Source organism: Bacillus paranthracis, assembly GCF_024296885.1.
Taxonomy (GTDB): Bacteria; Bacillota; Bacilli; order Bacillales; family Bacillaceae_G; genus Bacillus_A; species Bacillus_A paranthracis.
In genome coordinates this window covers 1,919,978-1,937,366 of record NZ_CP101135.1, presented here as the reverse complement: position 1 = coordinate 1,937,366, position 17,389 = coordinate 1,919,978, and the positions used below count along the sequence as shown (strand labels likewise).

Here is a 17,389-nt window from a genome sequence, read left to right as displayed (position 1 = left end):
TTACATTATTGAAAGGTTTCAAAAAAATTGCTTAAACGATGCAGTTTCATTATAATGACTACATTCATATTCATACACACATCCTATTGTATATTCGTTAATTTTGCGAAATAATAAAGGATAGAAGTATGTACCAATACATATAAACTTATTTACCGCTTTAATATGAATAGGAGGAAAACATAATGACATTGCAAGAACAGATTATGAAAGCATTACACGTTCAACCTGTAATTGATCCGAAAGCAGAAATCCGTAAACGTGTTGATTTCTTAAAAGATTATGTAAAAAAAACAGGTGCGAAAGGATTTGTACTTGGAATTAGTGGCGGACAAGACTCTACATTAGCTGGACGTTTAGCTCAGCTTGCAGTGGAGGAAATTCGTAATGAAGGTGGTAATGCAACGTTTATCGCCGTGCGCCTTCCTTATAAAGTGCAAAAAGATGAAGATGATGCGCAATTAGCATTACAATTTATTCAAGCTGATCAATCTGTTGCATTTGATATCGCTTCAACTGTTGATGCTTTCTCAAATCAATACGAAAACTTATTAGATGAATCGTTAACAGATTTCAATAAAGGTAACGTAAAAGCACGTATCCGCATGGTTACACAATATGCAATCGGTGGACAAAAAGGGCTCCTTGTTATCGGAACAGATCACGCTGCAGAAGCTGTAACAGGATTCTTTACAAAATTCGGAGATGGTGGTGCAGACCTATTACCATTAACGGGATTAACGAAACGCCAAGGACGCGCTCTATTACAAGAATTAGGTGCGGACGAGCGACTTTACTTAAAAATGCCAACAGCTGATTTATTAGATGAAAAGCCAGGTCAAGCTGATGAAACAGAGTTAGGTATTACGTATGATCAACTTGATGACTATTTAGAAGGTAAAACAGTTCCAGCTGACGTTGCAGAAAAGATTGAAAAACGTTACACAGTGAGTGAGCATAAAAGACAAGTACCAGCATCAATGTTTGATGATTGGTGGAAATAAATAAAACATAAAAAAGAAGCTAATCTCATTTAGCTTCTTTTTTATATGTTAACGATATACCCCTACCCTTTTCTCCAATAAATCTTGCAGGCAATCTTCATGCTGTTTACAAAATAACGGTGGCATGTCGTCTAACGGGAAAAACTTCAAATCCAACGTTTCATCACCATCTACTTTTTTGTCGCCTCCAACTATTGAGCATGAAAAACACATCACAATTGACTGCGCCTTGTCTCCATTTGGATATGATTGAAAATATTTTGTATACACTCCAATAAGTTCATTTATTTCTACATCATACCCGGTTTCTTCTTTTATTTCTCGAATTGCAGTTTCCGCAGCCGATTCTCCGATCTCCATTGCCCCCCCTGGAAAGCCCCAAGCGTTAAAGTCACCTCTTTTTTGCAGTAATACTTCTCCTTCTTTATTAAATACAAAACCACCGGCAAAGTTTAAGAAAACATAATCATGCCCTACTTTTTCGCGTAATTCTTTTATATAATTGGCCATTCTCTTTCCCCTTTTCATACTTCTTTTATCGCTATTCCTTATCTTTTTCAAGCAATTCAATAATTCGATCTAGCTTCTGATTCATATGCATCACTTGTTGTTTTTTTGCAGCGCTGTTTAGAAATACTCTTCTAATAAACAAAGTAAATGATAGGAAAAACAAAACGATAAGTCCGATTACTAAACAAGTATATATCAATGTAAAAATATCACTCTCGAACAAATTCATTTAGATTCCACATCCTTCCTCCCTTCATTTTATCATATAATTCTGATTTTTGTAGTAATACATAAGGAAAAGAGCATCCTTTACAGATGCTCTCTTTCACCGATTAATACGTAAATGTAATTGTCGCTAATGAATAATCTGCCATCGCACTATAAGGTGCTACTTGATAAGATACACGCTTTGCACCCTTTGGCCAATTTATTTCATTTAATACTTTCTTTATATCTTGCATCGTCCCATCCATAGACTGCTTATATCGTACTTCTACCTTTTCTGGCTTAGAAGCAAATTGTTGCTGTAATTTCTTCTTAAAATCACTATAATTCTCTGCTCCGTATTGTGTAGACATATATTTTAAATTTGTTTCTTTTAACATTTGTTCATACGCCACAGTCTTTGAACTACCCGCTTTTATTTTGTTTGTTAATTCATTAAAGTAGCTTGTAGTTGCTGCTGGATATTTGCTACGATCCCAATCGTGGTCTTTACTTAATTGTTCATCAGACATATTAAAATATGAATATGTTACGCGCCCAGCTTTATCTGGTACTGGATCATCGAATGTTGTATCAAGATGATACCATTTGTTTTCAATGTTCACTAAATTCCATGCGTGAGCTTGTCCATTCCCTGTACCTGTTACAATATGGTTTTGGATACCTGCTCCTTTTAGCAATTCATATGTTAATAACGTATATCCTTGGCAAACAGCAGAGCGATTCGCTAATGCTTCATATGCTGTATATGCTTGATAAGACGTATCATATGATACATGTTTTACAACGTAATCATGAATAGCTTTTACTTTCTCATGATCATCCATCCCTGGTTTTACAATCGAGCCGATAATCGCTTTTGCCTGAGATTTTACATATTGTGTTTGCTCTTTCGATTCACGGTACTTCACTTGCAGTGTAAACGTATAGTTTCCTGGTAACCCTTTAATAGAATATCTAGTAGACGCTACATTATATTTTATATACTCATCCGCATCTACAACTTTATTAAACTCGCCGTACAATTGGTCCATCACATTTCTAGCATTTCTATCTTTTGTTTTATATGTGATTGTAATATTTTCTTCTCGATTATCAACCTGTTTTTTTAATTCTTTTTTGAAATCATTTAACAACTTTGTATCTGATTGCGATGTCGCTACAGTTTGATTTGTAGCTGCATAAGATACAGATGACGCGTGTAAGCCCCCCATTACTATAGTTGAACAAAGTGCGGCAGCTGTCACATACTTACTTGTCTTTCCCATCATGTCACTCCTTACATTCTATAACTATACGAAAAAGTATCGTATAGTTTCAGAGTATACAATACTTTTTCGTATAGGTCATATGAGATTATGCATATTTAACATTGTAAAAGGGGTGTTCTTTTTACAAGAACAACCCTTTTCATTAACAAGTTTGTAATACACAACATGCATTTTCAAAACGTCGATTTTTCAAGTCTTCATTTCCTATACAGAAATAAAGCATCCCTAAATCTCCCCACATCATATTACAATTTTTAGTATCTGAATCAATTTGGAATAAAAGCGTCATTTGCTGCGGATCTATGTCCATATATTGTCCAGTCTCGTATAATACCTCATCTTGTACAGAAAATGGCTCACCAAATATTTGATGGTTATCATAGTTGTCTGGGATTAGCTCTTCAAGTAATTGCAAGAAACGGTCCGAATCAGCCTCATCTTCAATGAAAAGCTCTGGCAATTTATACGTTAATTCAAAAGTAATTGCACACTGGTTATAATTCGTTTGCAATTCATCTCCTCTTCGTAATTGCTCTACAGGAACATCATAATAAAGCACACGCCCCGCTCCAGTTGGATTCACATCTTCTTCAAAGTAATTTTCCACGGTAAAGAAATATAACATCCCCGTCTTAGGAAGATCGTGATTCATACCAATATTTTGTAAATCATTTAAATTAAATTGAGCGATAAACTGTAGCGGATTTCCTTTATGCGTTGGATATTCAAATGTAAATGGCAAGTCAGGAACCCCTCCCATTTTCGAACTACCTATCGCTACTGTTTCCTCCTGCTTTGGCACAACTTTCACACAAGGAAATACAGTGTTAATAAGTTCCTCTTTTAAATGCGTCAGCCCATATTTATCAATTAAAACTTCAATTTGTTTATTCATACATTCTCCTTATATTTACATACTTATTTGTATCATCGCACAAAAATTATACTCCATTCTTTGCAAAAACAACAAGCCTTCAAAAAAACGGGCTCATCCTCCATACGCGAACAAGTTAAAAAAAGCATAGTATACATTGTTCCTACAAACACGATAGTTCATTATTTCTTCCAGTACATTTTCCCCTCGTTCATTTTTATTTTTAATTTAAGGAGGAATTCCACATGGGTTACGGATATAGTTGCTATGGTTACGGATACGGTGGCGGCGGTTGTGGTTATGGAGGTTTCGCTTTATTAATCGTTTTATTTATCCTTCTAATCATCATCGGAGCTAGCTGTTGGGGCGGCTTTGTAGGCTGCTAGTAAATTTAAAAACTATTGTAAAAAAGCACGTACAATACGTGCTTTTTTGCCATTTTCAAATTTTTTATGTGAAAGGAAGTAGAATGAATGAAAATTGATGGTGTTTTTGAAGGAGGCGGTGTACGCGGAATTGCGCATGTAGGAGCAATTTGCGCGTTAGCTGAAAAAGGCTATACATGGGAGCGTGTAGCTGGAACATCAGCTGGTTCCATTATTGCTGCGCTCCTAGCAGCAGGATATTCTGGTTCAGAGCTAAAAACGATTATAACTGATATTGATTATAATAAATTTACGAAGAGAACCTTTATTGACAGAATCCCGTTTATCGGAAAAGGTTTAAGCGCATGGACTACTCTTGGTATTTACTCTAATATTTTTATAGAAGAATGGATTGAAGAATTGCTTCGAAAAAAAGGAATTCACTTATTTACAGATTTACCTGATTTAAATAAGCTTAAAATTATCGCTTCTGATATAAGTAATGGTAAAATGGTTATCTTTCCTGATGACTTACCGAACTACGGATTTTTAAATTATCGCTTCTCTATCGCTAAAGCTGTAAGAATGAGTAGTACAATCCCCTTCTTTTTTGAACCAGTAAAATGGAGAACACCTAAATGGAAGCAACCTTGTTATATGGTTGATGGAGGGATTTTAAGCAATTATCCGATTTGGATTTTCGACTCACCTACCTCTCCTCGCTGGCCGACTTTTGGATTTCACTTCGTAAAAGATGAGATCCAAGCTGACCCTGCCCACTATAATGAGCCTATCTCCATGTTCAAAGGACTATTTAAAACAATGATGCAAGCCCATGATTTACGTCATTTAGACAAAGAATCTAAAGCAAGAACAATTACAATTCCAACAGGGTCTATTACTAGTACAAACTTTGAGTTAACAAAGGAAGAGAAAGATTGGCTGTACAATTCTGGTTATAATGCCGCAAATAAGTTTTTACAATCGTGGAATTTCAGACAATATATTGATAACTATAGAAACGGAAATCAGGATCGAAAATCAAATCGTTATTTCCGTCAACTTGACTCATAATATTATTATCTTTTATACGAGAACACGTAACGCTTTCAAAAAATAAGCTTAGTAATATAATATATTACTAAGCTTATTTACTTTCTGCATCATTATTATACGTTGTTTAAGGATAAGTTAACCCTTCTGCATCCTCTGCAGCAATAACGGTGTATCGATTTCCCGTTCGTAATCCTAACAATTCTGCTTTTTCAATTGCTTCCTGCTTCGTCTCCGCATAAGCAGCTAAATATTTTTCTCCATTGATAATTTGGCAAATTACATATTGTTTCATTACTTTCTCCTCTTACTTTTTCATTAGTTGTGCAAGTTTTTTTATACCTATTTCAATTTCTTCTAATGTTGCATATGAATATGATAAGCGCAAAAATTGATTTGCACTTCTATCATACAAAGTACCTAGATTTAATAAAATCTTTTCTTTCAAAGCTTTGTCAAATAAGCTACGGTTTGAAACGGGTACATTCATATGTAACCAAATATAAAAACCACCTACTGGTTCATACCAAGTTGCTATATCACAAAAATATTCCTCTAACATTTTTAACATAAAATCTCTACGTTTTTTCAACTGAGTTCTTACAAACAGTAAATGTTCATCATACAATCCATTTGTAAACCATTCCGCTGCAATTTGCTGGGAGATTGAACTCGAGCCATAATCCGTTTGCATTTTTATATCCGCCAATCTTTGAATGACTGGCTCTGATCCAACAATCCATCCGATTCTTAATCCTGGACTAATGACTTTAGACATACTCCCAATATGTAGTACAATTCCGTTTTTATCATATGCCTTTAAAGGCTTTGAAATAGGCTTATCAAACCATAAGTCTTGATATACCGCGTCCTCTATAATAGGCAATCCAATTTCATTACATATTTCCATTACTTCTATCCGTTTCTTCGCATTCATACTAAAGTTCGTCGGATTATGAAAAGACGGGATTGTATATAAAATAGATGCATTAAATTGCTTCTTATATTTTGGAATATATGATGCATGTAAACCGTTTTCATCCATCGGCATACCAATTAATCGCATTCCTGCTGATTGAAAAACATTAAGAGAATATAAATAAGATGGTTTTTCTAATAAGATAGATGCCCCTTTTGGTAGAAGCCCCATAGAAATAAGTTGCAACGCTTGAATTGCCCCTGAAACAATTAATATAGAATCAGGAGTTACATATACACCATGTCCTTTTAAATAGTCCGCAATTTTCTTCCTTAAATAAAAATTCCCTTTCGGTTCTTCATATCCAAGTATCATGTTCGACTTTAAAAGCTTATTCATAATATCTTTCATCTTTTTTTCAGGTAAAAGACTTGGCGCGAGTTCACCTGTTCCTAAACGAATTACATGCGGATAAAATTCAGCTTGATTAATTTCTTGAATAGCAGGCAGATTTGGATAATGAAGTCCTTTTTCTACATAAGACTGCCAATTAGGCGGGGGTGCGTATATTGAAGCATTCTCATTATTATTTACAACAATTGTTCCTTTTCTGCCATTCCCTTCAATATACCCCTTTGCGGCTAGTTCATCGAAAGCCATTACAATTGTACTCCGGTTCACACCAAATATATGTGCCAAATCTCTTTGCGAAGGTAATTTCGTTCCAACAGTCCATTCACCATTAACGATTCTTTCCTTAATATACGTTTCTATTTGTTTATATAGAGGAGTCGCTAGAGACATATTCGGTTTCCAAACGAATCTTTCCATCATATCACCTTATATTCTTTTTGGTTGGTAACCTCCCCAACCATATGGATGGATACAAATTTTCATTTCTTCTATACAATATACACTATCATAATAAATTTAAATAGGAGGAAATATGATGAGTGAAGCAATTATTCATGGTATCATTCTTGCATTTGGTCTTATCATTCCATTAGGCGTCCAAAATGTTTTCGTCTTTAACCAAGGTGCGAGCCAACCAAACATTTGGAGGGCAGCCCCTGTCGTATTAACTGCCTCTATATGTGATACGTTACTCATATTGATAGCGGTACAAGGTGTTTCCCTTGTACTCCTTACTTTTTCTTGGCTAACTAACTCGTTATATATAATTGGATTTTTCTTTCTCCTATACATGGGCTTTGTTATTTGGAGAAGTACCCCTTCCAACGATGTAAAACAAGAAAAAAGTATGCCAGTAAAAAAACAAATACTTTTCGCTGCATCGGTTTCATTATTAAATCCACATGCAATTTTAGATACAATCGGTGTAATTGGAACAAATTCGATTCAATACATAGGAAATGAAAAATGGGCTTTCACACTTGCAACTATTATCGTTTCTTGGATTTGGTTTATAAGCTTAGCTTTAGCGGGGAAATTTCTAAAAAGGCTAGACTCAACCGGAAAGACAATCGTATTATTAAATAAATTTTCTGGTCTCATCATATGGAGTGTCGCACTTTATATGTTAAAACAAGTTATTTATTCCTAATGAACGAAAGAGAATTGCATGTTACTGAAAACATCATGCAATTCTCTTACAAATTATGAAGTAGGTTCTGGTTTCTTTTTTACGTTCTTTGCATCTTTTGCTGGTTTAATCCAAATGATTGCTATAGCAGCACCAATCCCAGCGAGAATACTTGTTACATAAAACACTTCATGGTCAGCACCTTTCATGAAAAAAGAGTATAGAGGTGGTCCAGCTGCTACACCGATAAATCGCATAGAACTATAAAATGACGTAACCGTCCCCCTTTGCTCCTTTTCAATTCCTTGTGTAATGAGAGCATCTAAACATGGGAGTGCCATACCAATTCCTACCCCCATAATAACGAGACAAAGAAGTAGTAAATAAATTCCTTTTATAAATAAAGGAATGATGACTGATGCAGCAGCCATTAAAAAACCAATGTAAATACACTTCTTCATCACATTTTGGTTATCTCCAATTTTTTTGCCAGCCATATATGAACTAAGTGACAGTACAAGTAACGGGATTGCAAGTACACACCCTTTCCAAATACCATGAATGTCATACTTTGATTCCAATATAGTTGACAAATAAAAGAGAATTCCGAATAAAATAAGCATAATAATTGCACCTAATGCAAAAATGGCAATTAACCATCTTCCTTTTTCTCGAAACGTAGCAAGAATTGATTTTATAAACTCTTTAAGCGGTGGTACTTCTCCTTCTTGTTTCTTTGCCTTTACTAGAACAAGTAATAAAACAATTGATACTACGCATAAAACTGGAATCGCCCAAAACGGCAAGAACCATACAATGGCAGCCAGAGCAGACCCTAAAATAGGGCTCAACACTTTCCCAAATGTATTGGATGTTTCGATGATTCCTAAACCTGTACTAACTTGTTTTTCATCTTTGTATAAATCACCAACACACGGTATAACAACTGGCATTGCACCAGCAGCACCAATACCTTGAATCGCTCTACCGATCAATATCCAAGTGTAGGGATTATCAACTTTCCAAGATACCCAACCAGTTATCGCTCCTCCTATAGCCGCAATCAGCAAACTCGGAACCATTACCATCTTTCGTCCCCATCTATCTGATAAATAACCAGCAATCGGTATAAGTAGAATGGCTACGATAGAATAAATGGTAATAATCATGGATACTTGAAACGATGAAATATGTAATTTCTTTTCAATAGTCGGCAGAATTGGAATGAGCATTGAATTCCCTAATGTCATAACAAGTGGAACTGATGCAAGCGCAATCAAACAAAAGTTTTCTTTTTTTAACATGTTGGCTTCGAAACCTTTCATCATATATTTCTTACCATATAATAGCCCTGCTGGAACGTAACTTTTCATTCCACCAGGGCTATTACATTTTTACTACTTCCCATTCACAACAAAAGAAATTGGGGAAAATATAGTATTATTCCTATTCTTTGAATCCAGTTCACAATATATCCATACCAATTAATTGAAAAAAAAAGAAAGGAAGAATCCTTCCTTTCTCCTATAACCTTCTACAATTAGCGAGTATATCCGCCACCAAGTTGTTGTTCTGCCATCGCTACAAGGCGTTTTGTAATTTCACCGCCTACAGAACCGTTTGCACGTGAAGAAGTATCAGCGCCAAGTTGTACACCAAACTCTTGTGCAATTTCATATTTCATTTGATCTAAAGCCGCTTGTGCTCCATGTGATGCTAATTGATTAGAATTACGATTTCTAGCCATTACCAATCACCTCCTTATTTATATATAAATTGTGTTAAATATTAATTTAAATACATGGTAATTTTTGGTTATTTTTATTTTTAAAAAAGAGTCTCTACAATGAGAGACTCTTACATCATTTTATACTAAGAAGTTACTACTTCTAAATTTCTATTTGTTAGTACTTTCATTTCTTCTTTTCATATATCTTTCGCATTATGTCCAAACCATTCGAGTGAAACAAAAAAGGTATACTTTAATTGGTATACCTCTTTCAAACATACACTTTACATAATAATATTATTAATATCTTTCCAACAATACGCTGTCTCTTCCACCTGTAATCTTTCTAAAAATTTTGTATCAATTTTTTCTGGATTAAACTTTTCATAAAACGTTTTAGAAGGGTTATTCGTAACAACCCATACTAAAAGTGATTGCATATTATTGTTTGTACATTCAGATAGTAAAGCTTGAAATAACTTTTGTCCTATTTTCATGCCTTGATACTCTTGTAAAAGGTAAATCGCATATAATTCTCCATCACAATTATATGTACCAGTTCTTTCTGCTCCTCCATCGATGAATCCAACTATTTCTCCATTTAACGTCTCTGCTACAAATCTAAATTGATGGTTACTTTCTTTTTGAAAAATGTTTTCCCATTGTTTTTCCCGTTTCTCATATGTTATATTTTCTAAAATCTCGTTAGGGAATATGCCTTGATATGTCGTTTTCCAACTATCAGCGTGGACCTTTGCTATACCTGGTATATCATCTTTTATCGCTCTTCTAATATGTATTTCCATCATTTCTCCCCCTCGTTTACTCATCATTATATCAATTTACTTCCTTAAAAATCCAAACAAAAAAGAGTGAATTCACTTCACTCTTTTTTGTTACAATTATCTACTTTCCACTTCAACTGAAACAACACGATCTATCTCTTTTAGTGAGCTATATAACTCAGTTGTATATAAATCTTCTGGAGCTAAAATAACCATCTCTAATTGCTGAAATGCTCCACTATCTATATCTTTAATCTTCACGCGTTTTACATGCATTCCTAAATTTTTAATCTGCTTAAATATACCATCTAACTCATGATGCTCTTTTACAGTAATTTTAATAGACAAGTCCTTTTGTCTTAATGAATACGGTCCTGCAATTTTCACAAGTTGCGGAAGTACATTAATTGCTAAAATAATTAAAATCATAGCAACCGTCGCTTGTAAATAAAATCCTGCTCCAATCGCAATACCTAAAGCTGAAGCAGCCCACACCATAGAGGCGGTCGTTAATCCAGAAATAACGTCATTACTTCTTCGTAAAATAACACCTGCTCCAAGAAAACCAATTCCACTCACAATTTGAGCAGCTAAACGCATGGGATCCATATTTGTATGCCCTGGAACAGAATATACATGTACAGATTCAATTGAAACCATCGTAATTAAACAACTTGCTACAGAAATAACCATACTTGTTTTCACACCAAGTGGTTTATTCTTTAGCTGCCTATCTATCCCGATGAATAATCCTAAAAAGAGTGCTAAACCTAATTTGAGTAAAAATTCATATGACATATTTCCAGTCTCCTTACTTTACAATGTTTCCCTTGGAATAATTCACTATAACTCTTTTATGATATCAATTCCAGTCTTTTCTATTCATTTAACGTAAAAAACCGAAAAAACATTTGTGACGATGTTTCTCCGGCTTTTTATTACGCTTAAAACTCTTCTTTATTTCTTATCTTTAATCTTAATCTCTGCATCTTTGTAGAATGCTAATTTACTGTCATTATACTCTTTTGTAAAATTGTTAAATTGCTCTTTTGATTTTTGTGCTTCCATAGTTAATTCATTAACAGCCTTAACTTTTTCACCAATCTCTTTTAATTTCGTTTCTTTTACTTTTAATTTTTCATACAATTCTTTTTCGGTCGCTAACGCCTTCGTATAATTTTCATTCATCTTTTGGAATGCATCATAACGATTTTTATACGACTCTTCTACTGCTTTCGCTTGTTTTTGTAACTTTTTATCTTCAAGCTTCTCTATATTTCCTTGAACAGATTTCGTTTCTTTCTGAGCTTTTTCTAGCATTTCTTTCTCATTTTTCAAAGCTTTTTCACGATTATCTACATTGGCAGTAGCCTGCTCTATTTTCTTCATAACAGCGTCATTATGATCTTTACCTTCTTGTAAAATTTGAGAATATAGTTCTTGGCCTTCCTTCTCTAACTTCTCTAATTTTTTCGCTTCATCAACTAATGATTTCTCTTGTGTCGCCGCTGTTTCAAAAGCTGTATATAGGTTTTCTTCTGGTTTTTCACCGAAACAACCTGTTAATAGTCCTACTGATAGTGCTCCAACTACTGCTACTTTTCCATACTTCAACGTTCATTCCTCCATTACATACGGTTATCATGCCAGAAATTCACTGGGAAGTGACTCTCTTCATGATAAGCTTCAAACTCATAACCCTTTTCTTTTAACCCTTTTAAAATTGCTGGCACAGCAGCAACTGATTGCGGATGAATATCATGCATTAAAATGACTTCTTGTGGTTTTGTTGCATTTGTTAATACATTTTGAGCAATTTGTGCTGCAGCTGCATCAACTTGCATTTTATTATATTTCCAATCTAATGAATCAATTGTCCAATCCCACACTTTAAAGCCGCCCTCTACCACTTTATTTCGAAGACTTTCATTTAATCCAGGCATTGAACCGTATGGTGGACGTGTTAATTTAGGTGATTTCCCAATAATATTGGCGATTAAGCTTTGATCTTCTTTCATCTCATTTACATACTCGCCATTTTTATATAACTTTGCAAAATTATGCGTCATACTATGCATTCCTACATAATGACCTTCTGCATTTTCTCGTTTCACTAAATCTGGAAACTCTTTTACATTCGCTCCAATTAAAAAGAATGTCGCCTTCGCATCATGTTGTTTTAACGTATTTAATAATTCAGCCGTATATTTCCCCGGGCCATCATCAAATGTAAGATAAGCAACTTTTCTTTCCTTGCCATTAAAACGACTTGGTGCCGTTTTATTCATTTCTACTTTCGGTTGTTCACTTGCGAGTTGTACTACATTTTCTTGTTTTGCAACAGCCTTTGCTGGTGAAGTAATGGATTGAAACATGAAATACCCAATAGCTACTGCTGCAATCGCTATTAAAACGAATACTACTCGTTTAATTTTAAAAGCTTTTTCCATTCTATCGAATTCCTCTCCCTATTAATCTTATATATAAATCACCCAATATAATTATACATCTATTTATTTTATTACACTATATAAACAGACCTATATATGTATTATAATGGGAGTTTTATCAAAATGGTCGTTCCTATTCCTTCTTTACTTATAATATTTATTGTACCTCCATGAAGCTCCACCATTTTTTTAACGATGGCTAAACCAAGACCCGCACCTGTAGCATAATTATTAATCTGGTAAAATGACTGTTCTATATACAGTAAATGCTCTTTAGCAATTCCAATCCCTTCGTCTTTCACCTTTATCACTGCTTGTCCTTTATTTTTAGTCACTTCAATATATACTTTACCATTTTTATGTGAATATTTAATGGCATTTTAAACAATATTCAAGAAAATTTGCTTTAGTCTATTTCGATCTCCTATCAATTCGATTCTTTCTATAGTTTTGATGAATTGCATTTGCTTCTCTTCAGCATTAGGAGTTAATTGCCAAATCTTCTCCTCTAGTATATCGTATAATTGCACCTTTTGTTTATATAAATTGAAATGATTTAAGTATAAAAAATCGTTACAGAAAAGTTACAAATCCATCTCGATAAAAAAAGATTGGCAAAGGCCAATCTTTTTTTATTATTCATTTCGAACTGGCTTTGGTGTTACACCTAAATGTTCATTTAATTTTTTCGAAATATCTTTCACATTTTTTTCATTTGGAATGTAATAATAAATGCCTCCGATACGTTTATCCGTACCTTCCACTTGCATTTTTTCCATTTCCAAATTAGAACCTGCCATATTTTTCGTAATAGCAAGCATATCATCGAAAGTTAAGTTCGTTTTCATATTTTTATCAACCGCATCAAGTAAAGAGCCCATTTTGCTAATAGATTGAACAGACATCGCTTTTTTAGCAATTGCTTCAATTACAAGTTGTTGTCTTTGACCACGCATTGCATCACTGTCAATTTTACGCGTTCTTGCAAGCGCAAGTGCTTGTTCTCCATTTAAATGTTGGTAGCCTTTCTCTAAATGAATCATACCTGCTTGGTCTTTACTATCTTGTTCAGTGAAAGTAACTGGTACATCAATATCAATACCACCAAGTGAATCGACAATTTGTACGAATGATTCAAAGTTAAACTTCACATAATAATCAACAGGAACATTTAAAAATCTTTCCACTGTATCGCGTGTACTTTCAACACCACCAAATACGTGTGCATGTGTAATTTTATCTAATTTCTTTCTAGATGGAATATATACACGTGAATCACGCGGAATACTTACTAATTTAACTGATTTATCATCTTTATTAATTGTTGCTAATAAAAGTGCATCTGTTCGAACAGCTTCTCCGTATTGGCTTTTTCTCATTTCACTACCATCAACACCCATAATTAGAATTGAAATGTTATCCTTTAAAGGTTCAACTTCTTTATCACGCTTCGATGATTTATCAATTTGTGCATATGCATCACTTACTACTGCTTTTGCTTTATTATATATTAACGATCCATATCCTACTCCACCAAAAATAAGTAAGAACAATGGAATTATAATGAACCATTTTATTGATTTTCTTTTAGAACGTTTTTTACTGCTTCTCGTATTCTGTTCTAATTCAGAGCTCATATCCATTCGCCTCTCTTTCTCTTTCCCAATTATAATGCAAGTCTATTAACCTTCATATTGAATTTCCTTTCAATTACCTTACAATTTTGTAAGGTTACTGCGCAAATCCAATATGTACTCCATTTCACATTATACTCTCGTGCTTATTTTTGGCAAGTCACTATTTATATAAAATTATTTTTTAAATTCATATATTATAATTTTATTAGTTTGGTGTATACATAGTTTGCTTTCCATTATTAATAATGAAAGCTGATTTTGCTTTTATTTTCGTCTTTTGTATTTCTATCTCTTCATTTGAGAAATTCACAATAATTTCAATATTTTTTCCATACGAAGCTGATTGTACTAACTTATCTTCTGACAAATATGCAAAGTTCGTCATTTCTTCTTTTACTGCCTTTTCATGAACTTCATTCCAAACTTTCAGGTACTGCGTAATTTCTTGTTTATGCTTATTCCACTCTACTTTATCTAAATGGTACAACGGAGGAACGTTATACAATAATTCGTATAACATACGGTTTCTAACCTCATCTTTTACTTTCAAGCTTCCCCATTCCCAGTGGTGCGTTGTAATTACAGAATCATTGTATACTAATTTATATAATGGTACTGAATATGCAGGATTTAAATATACTTGTTTATACTCTTCTTTTAACGGTACTTGTTTCGCATATTTTTCTGGAACATTTTGATTCGGTGACCAATATCCACCTACATAATACGGACTTGTTTTATTTTTCCTCATATCTTCATCGTCCCATTTAATTACAGGCGTTTCAATACCATGAGCAAATGCAATCGTACTACTAGCAAAATCATTTCCGCCTTCAGAACCAACGACCATACCCTTTTCTTGCGCAATGTAGTCCATTCGTTTTAAACGTGCTTTTAAATCTTGCTCTTGTGTCGTTATATGTTTCGCTGAATAGTCATCGTAAATTTCACCTGTCGCATCACAATCAATAAACCATGAATTATATTTAGGTCCATTTTGTAATATATCGTTCATTCGTTCTTTTACACTAGGAAGAGATAAAGTTGGATTTAATTTTCGCCCTCTACCTAAAAACCCTTGCACCTTTTCTCCATTTTTCTTCGTTACAGTAGCCTCTTCGTATAATGATGGGTCATTAAAGGATGCTGTGTTCCAATTTTTATCACTTTTTTCGTGAATGGAATGATATGAGTCATACGGACCAACTAAATACCCCATTTCCTTAGCTTCTGTCACGAAATTAGGTTGCATAAATCCTTGTTCCCAGTTTGGCAGACCAATCCACGCTTTTTCTATTCCTGCCTCTTTCATTTCCTTTAGTATGTCCGTTCCATCTGCATTACCCCATTTACTTACCTCTTCAACCGCATCACCAAGTAGCGACTTTAATAAATGCTTATTTAAGCTATACAATTCTGTATTCGTTAAGTGACCTACACCTTTCTTTAATAGCACACTAGCTTCCTGATTAACGTTTTGAAAAATATCATCTTTATAAAATTCTTTCATTGATAACACTTCGTTTATATAACGTAAAATAACATTTTTTTGATACTTATCAATGAAATCTTGTTTACTTACTTGATCTAATACATTCAATTCCCCAGGCTCTGAACTATATTTTTGAATAAGCTCTTTTATATGGCTAAACAAAGGGCTATTTATTTTCTCTCTTAGCCTTGGCCAATTTACATTACTTTCTGATAAGCCATTTTGATTCCAAAAATAAAAATGAGCTGCACCGTAAAGCTTTTCTATCTCTTTATTTTTTCTAGCCTTTTCTTTTAATGTTTTAAATTCACCTTTTCGAGCGATATTGTCTTTATACAGTTTAGCAATACTTACTACATCATTATTTGTCACATATACTTGAAATCCATATGTTTTATTTTTATTTATACGCGGAAATTCATGTATAAAATCAAACCCGATTTTCGGATCCGAATGAAATTTCACCTCATTATTAAACATATTGTTCGCGATATATACAATTGAATATTTCAAACCATTTAATGCGAAAAACTTCATAGAAAATGATTCAGCAAATGAATATGCATCATCCTTTAAAAACTTCTTCCAATTTTCATCATTACTCGAAATTTGCTTCCCTTCCCATAACGGAAGTGTATAATTTTCAGCTTGTACTTTCGGCCAAGTAAAGCTTTCTGCACCAGTCGATTCTACTTCAATATTTAAGTGATCTTTTTTCTTCTCTAGACTCACTTTTACTTTTTGATCTGGATATTCCCAAGATGTACGATCCTTTTCTTTTTTTACATTCAACACCTTCATTTTCGGCAAGGGCTGTGATGCCAGTTCCTTTACGCCATCATGTTCTACAATTAACGTGAAAGTCTCTGGATTGACATCATAAGTAAATTCTTTATACGTTGCTTTCTTTATTTTAGACTCTTGAACAGTATTGCTACCTTTTACATCACACCCGACTAAAGTCGAAAATGACATCGTTGTAAGAAGACATATTGCTATCATTTTTTTCATCTTCTGCACCTCCACCACTGAATATACAGAGGCTTTGTTACAGGAATGTGGCAAAAAAATAGAACCAGCATAATGCTAGCTCTATTTTTGGGATTAAAAATAAATATATATGGGCAACTATAATCTGCTTAATATATATAGTACAATAACCGTGTTTTTTCATCCTCACTAATTATAAAAGCAAATCATTCAAAGCTTTAACATGCATTTCTTAACTAAAAAAATAAGTGTATATAACATACGCTAAAACTAGCACTAAAATTACTATCGCTGTACCTTTCCAATTCATACCACCCGCCATATCAACTGGACTACCCGTTTCAGCTCTGTTGAGCCCATCATGTAAAGAACCGGTAGAATTGTTTTTCAATTCACTTTGCCTTATACGTTCTCTTTTTTCTTCCGGTAACTCTTTCTTCATATGATCCGTTCACCTCCAAGTTAATATACTCTTTACTAAATTATACATTCATATTTTTCTTTTATATGCAAACATATTTACAACATAAAGAAAGCTAGCG

Annotated in this window: 19 protein-coding genes and 1 pseudogene; 4 read left to right on the top strand and 16 right to left on the bottom strand. The window is 33.8% G+C overall.

Annotated features, from left to right (window positions below):
- Positions 1-185: 185 nt before the first annotated feature.
- A complete protein-coding gene (gene nadE, locus NLJ82_RS09845) occupies positions 186-1,004 on the top strand; it encodes an NAD(+) synthase (protein ID WP_000174879.1) in 819 nt (272 codons plus the stop codon).
- Between the two features lie 48 nt (positions 1,005-1,052).
- Here nadE and NLJ82_RS09840 read toward each other — a convergent pair whose 3' ends face one another.
- From NLJ82_RS09840 to NLJ82_RS09825, 4 genes are all read right to left on the bottom strand, one after another.
- Entirely contained in the window at positions 1,053-1,514 is a 462-nt protein-coding gene (locus NLJ82_RS09840; protein ID WP_000035005.1) for an NUDIX hydrolase, read from the bottom strand.
- Positions 1,515-1,545: 31 nt separating this feature from the next.
- The gene (locus NLJ82_RS09835; protein WP_001048096.1) at positions 1,546-1,743 is read right to left on the bottom strand and encodes a DUF4083 domain-containing protein; all 198 of its coding nucleotides are present in this window, start codon (positions 1,741-1,743) and stop codon (positions 1,546-1,548) included.
- 103 nt (positions 1,744-1,846) lie between these two features.
- Entirely contained in the window at positions 1,847-3,007 is a 1,161-nt protein-coding gene (locus tag NLJ82_RS09830; RefSeq protein ID WP_000520840.1) for a transglutaminase domain-containing protein, read from the bottom strand.
- Positions 3,008-3,152: 145 nt separating this feature from the next.
- Positions 3,153-3,905 (bottom strand): YwqG family protein, encoded by a 753-nt coding sequence (locus tag NLJ82_RS09825; protein WP_001041256.1) that lies wholly within the window; start codon positions 3,903-3,905, stop codon positions 3,153-3,155.
- 224 nt (positions 3,906-4,129) lie between these two features.
- On the opposite strand from NLJ82_RS09825, the gene NLJ82_RS09820 reads away from it, so the two are divergent.
- Positions 4,130-4,270 (top strand): YjcZ family sporulation protein, encoded by a 141-nt coding sequence (locus NLJ82_RS09820; RefSeq protein WP_000540428.1) that lies wholly within the window; start codon positions 4,130-4,132, stop codon positions 4,268-4,270.
- 87 nt (positions 4,271-4,357) lie between these two features.
- Positions 4,358-5,323, top strand: coding sequence for a patatin-like phospholipase family protein (locus NLJ82_RS09815; RefSeq protein WP_000686825.1), 966 nt, complete (start codon positions 4,358-4,360; stop codon positions 5,321-5,323).
- Between the two features lie 106 nt (positions 5,324-5,429).
- Here NLJ82_RS09815 and NLJ82_RS09810 read toward each other — a convergent pair whose 3' ends face one another.
- Together NLJ82_RS09810 and NLJ82_RS09805 are read right to left on the bottom strand one after the other, a co-directional pair.
- Positions 5,430-5,597, bottom strand: a complete 168-nt coding sequence (locus NLJ82_RS09810) for a DUF3933 family protein (protein ID WP_000816378.1) — start codon at positions 5,595-5,597, stop codon at positions 5,430-5,432.
- 12 nt (positions 5,598-5,609) lie between these two features.
- Complete coding sequence (locus NLJ82_RS09805) at positions 5,610-7,052, bottom strand: aminotransferase-like domain-containing protein (protein ID WP_000439404.1); 1,443 nt, start codon at positions 7,050-7,052, stop codon at positions 5,610-5,612.
- A 118-nt stretch (positions 7,053-7,170) separates the two neighbouring features.
- Here NLJ82_RS09805 and NLJ82_RS09800 point away from each other — a divergent pair, with 118 nt between their 5' ends.
- Positions 7,171-7,785 carry a LysE/ArgO family amino acid transporter gene (locus NLJ82_RS09800; protein ID WP_001287306.1) on the top strand — a complete coding sequence of 205 codons (615 nt, stop codon included), beginning with the start codon at positions 7,171-7,173 and terminating at the stop codon, positions 7,783-7,785.
- Positions 7,786-7,838: 53 nt separating this feature from the next.
- On the opposite strand, the gene bcbE is transcribed toward NLJ82_RS09800, so the two are convergent.
- From bcbE to NLJ82_RS09750, 10 genes and pseudogenes are all read right to left on the bottom strand, one after another.
- Positions 7,839-9,068, bottom strand: a complete 1,230-nt coding sequence (gene bcbE / locus NLJ82_RS09795; RefSeq protein ID WP_041185213.1) for a bacillibactin exporter BcbE — start codon at positions 9,066-9,068, stop codon at positions 7,839-7,841.
- A 236-nt stretch (positions 9,069-9,304) separates the two neighbouring features.
- The gene (locus NLJ82_RS09790; protein WP_000113545.1) at positions 9,305-9,511 is read right to left on the bottom strand and encodes an alpha/beta-type small acid-soluble spore protein; all 207 of its coding nucleotides are present in this window, start codon (positions 9,509-9,511) and stop codon (positions 9,305-9,307) included.
- Between the two features lie 266 nt (positions 9,512-9,777).
- The gene (locus tag NLJ82_RS09785; RefSeq protein ID WP_048556916.1) at positions 9,778-10,302 is read right to left on the bottom strand and encodes a GNAT family N-acetyltransferase; all 525 of its coding nucleotides are present in this window, start codon (positions 10,300-10,302) and stop codon (positions 9,778-9,780) included.
- Positions 10,303-10,395: 93 nt separating this feature from the next.
- On the bottom strand, positions 10,396-11,076 hold the full coding sequence (locus tag NLJ82_RS09780; RefSeq protein WP_000119508.1) for an MgtC/SapB family protein: 681 nt from the start codon (positions 11,074-11,076) through the stop codon (positions 10,396-10,398).
- 159 nt (positions 11,077-11,235) lie between these two features.
- The gene (locus NLJ82_RS09775) at positions 11,236-11,892 is read right to left on the bottom strand and encodes a YkyA family protein (RefSeq protein WP_000873557.1); all 657 of its coding nucleotides are present in this window, start codon (positions 11,890-11,892) and stop codon (positions 11,236-11,238) included.
- A 14-nt stretch (positions 11,893-11,906) separates the two neighbouring features.
- On the bottom strand, positions 11,907-12,728 hold the full coding sequence (locus tag NLJ82_RS09770) for a peptidoglycan-N-acetylglucosamine deacetylase (RefSeq protein ID WP_000409387.1): 822 nt from the start codon (positions 12,726-12,728) through the stop codon (positions 11,907-11,909).
- 101 nt (positions 12,729-12,829) lie between these two features.
- A pseudogene (locus tag NLJ82_RS09765) lies at positions 12,830-13,294 on the bottom strand (sensor histidine kinase); the annotation flags it as partial.
- 69 nt (positions 13,295-13,363) lie between these two features.
- A complete protein-coding gene (locus NLJ82_RS09760) occupies positions 13,364-14,365 on the bottom strand; it encodes an LCP family protein (RefSeq protein ID WP_002163688.1) in 1,002 nt (333 codons plus the stop codon).
- Between the two features lie 205 nt (positions 14,366-14,570).
- Entirely contained in the window at positions 14,571-16,868 is a 2,298-nt protein-coding gene (locus tag NLJ82_RS09755) for a glycoside hydrolase (protein WP_000738161.1), read from the bottom strand.
- Positions 16,869-17,079: 211 nt separating this feature from the next.
- Positions 17,080-17,289 carry a DUF6366 family protein gene (locus NLJ82_RS09750; RefSeq protein ID WP_000711908.1) on the bottom strand — a complete coding sequence of 70 codons (210 nt, stop codon included), beginning with the start codon at positions 17,287-17,289 and terminating at the stop codon, positions 17,080-17,082.
- Between the last annotated feature and the right edge of the window lie 100 nt (positions 17,290-17,389).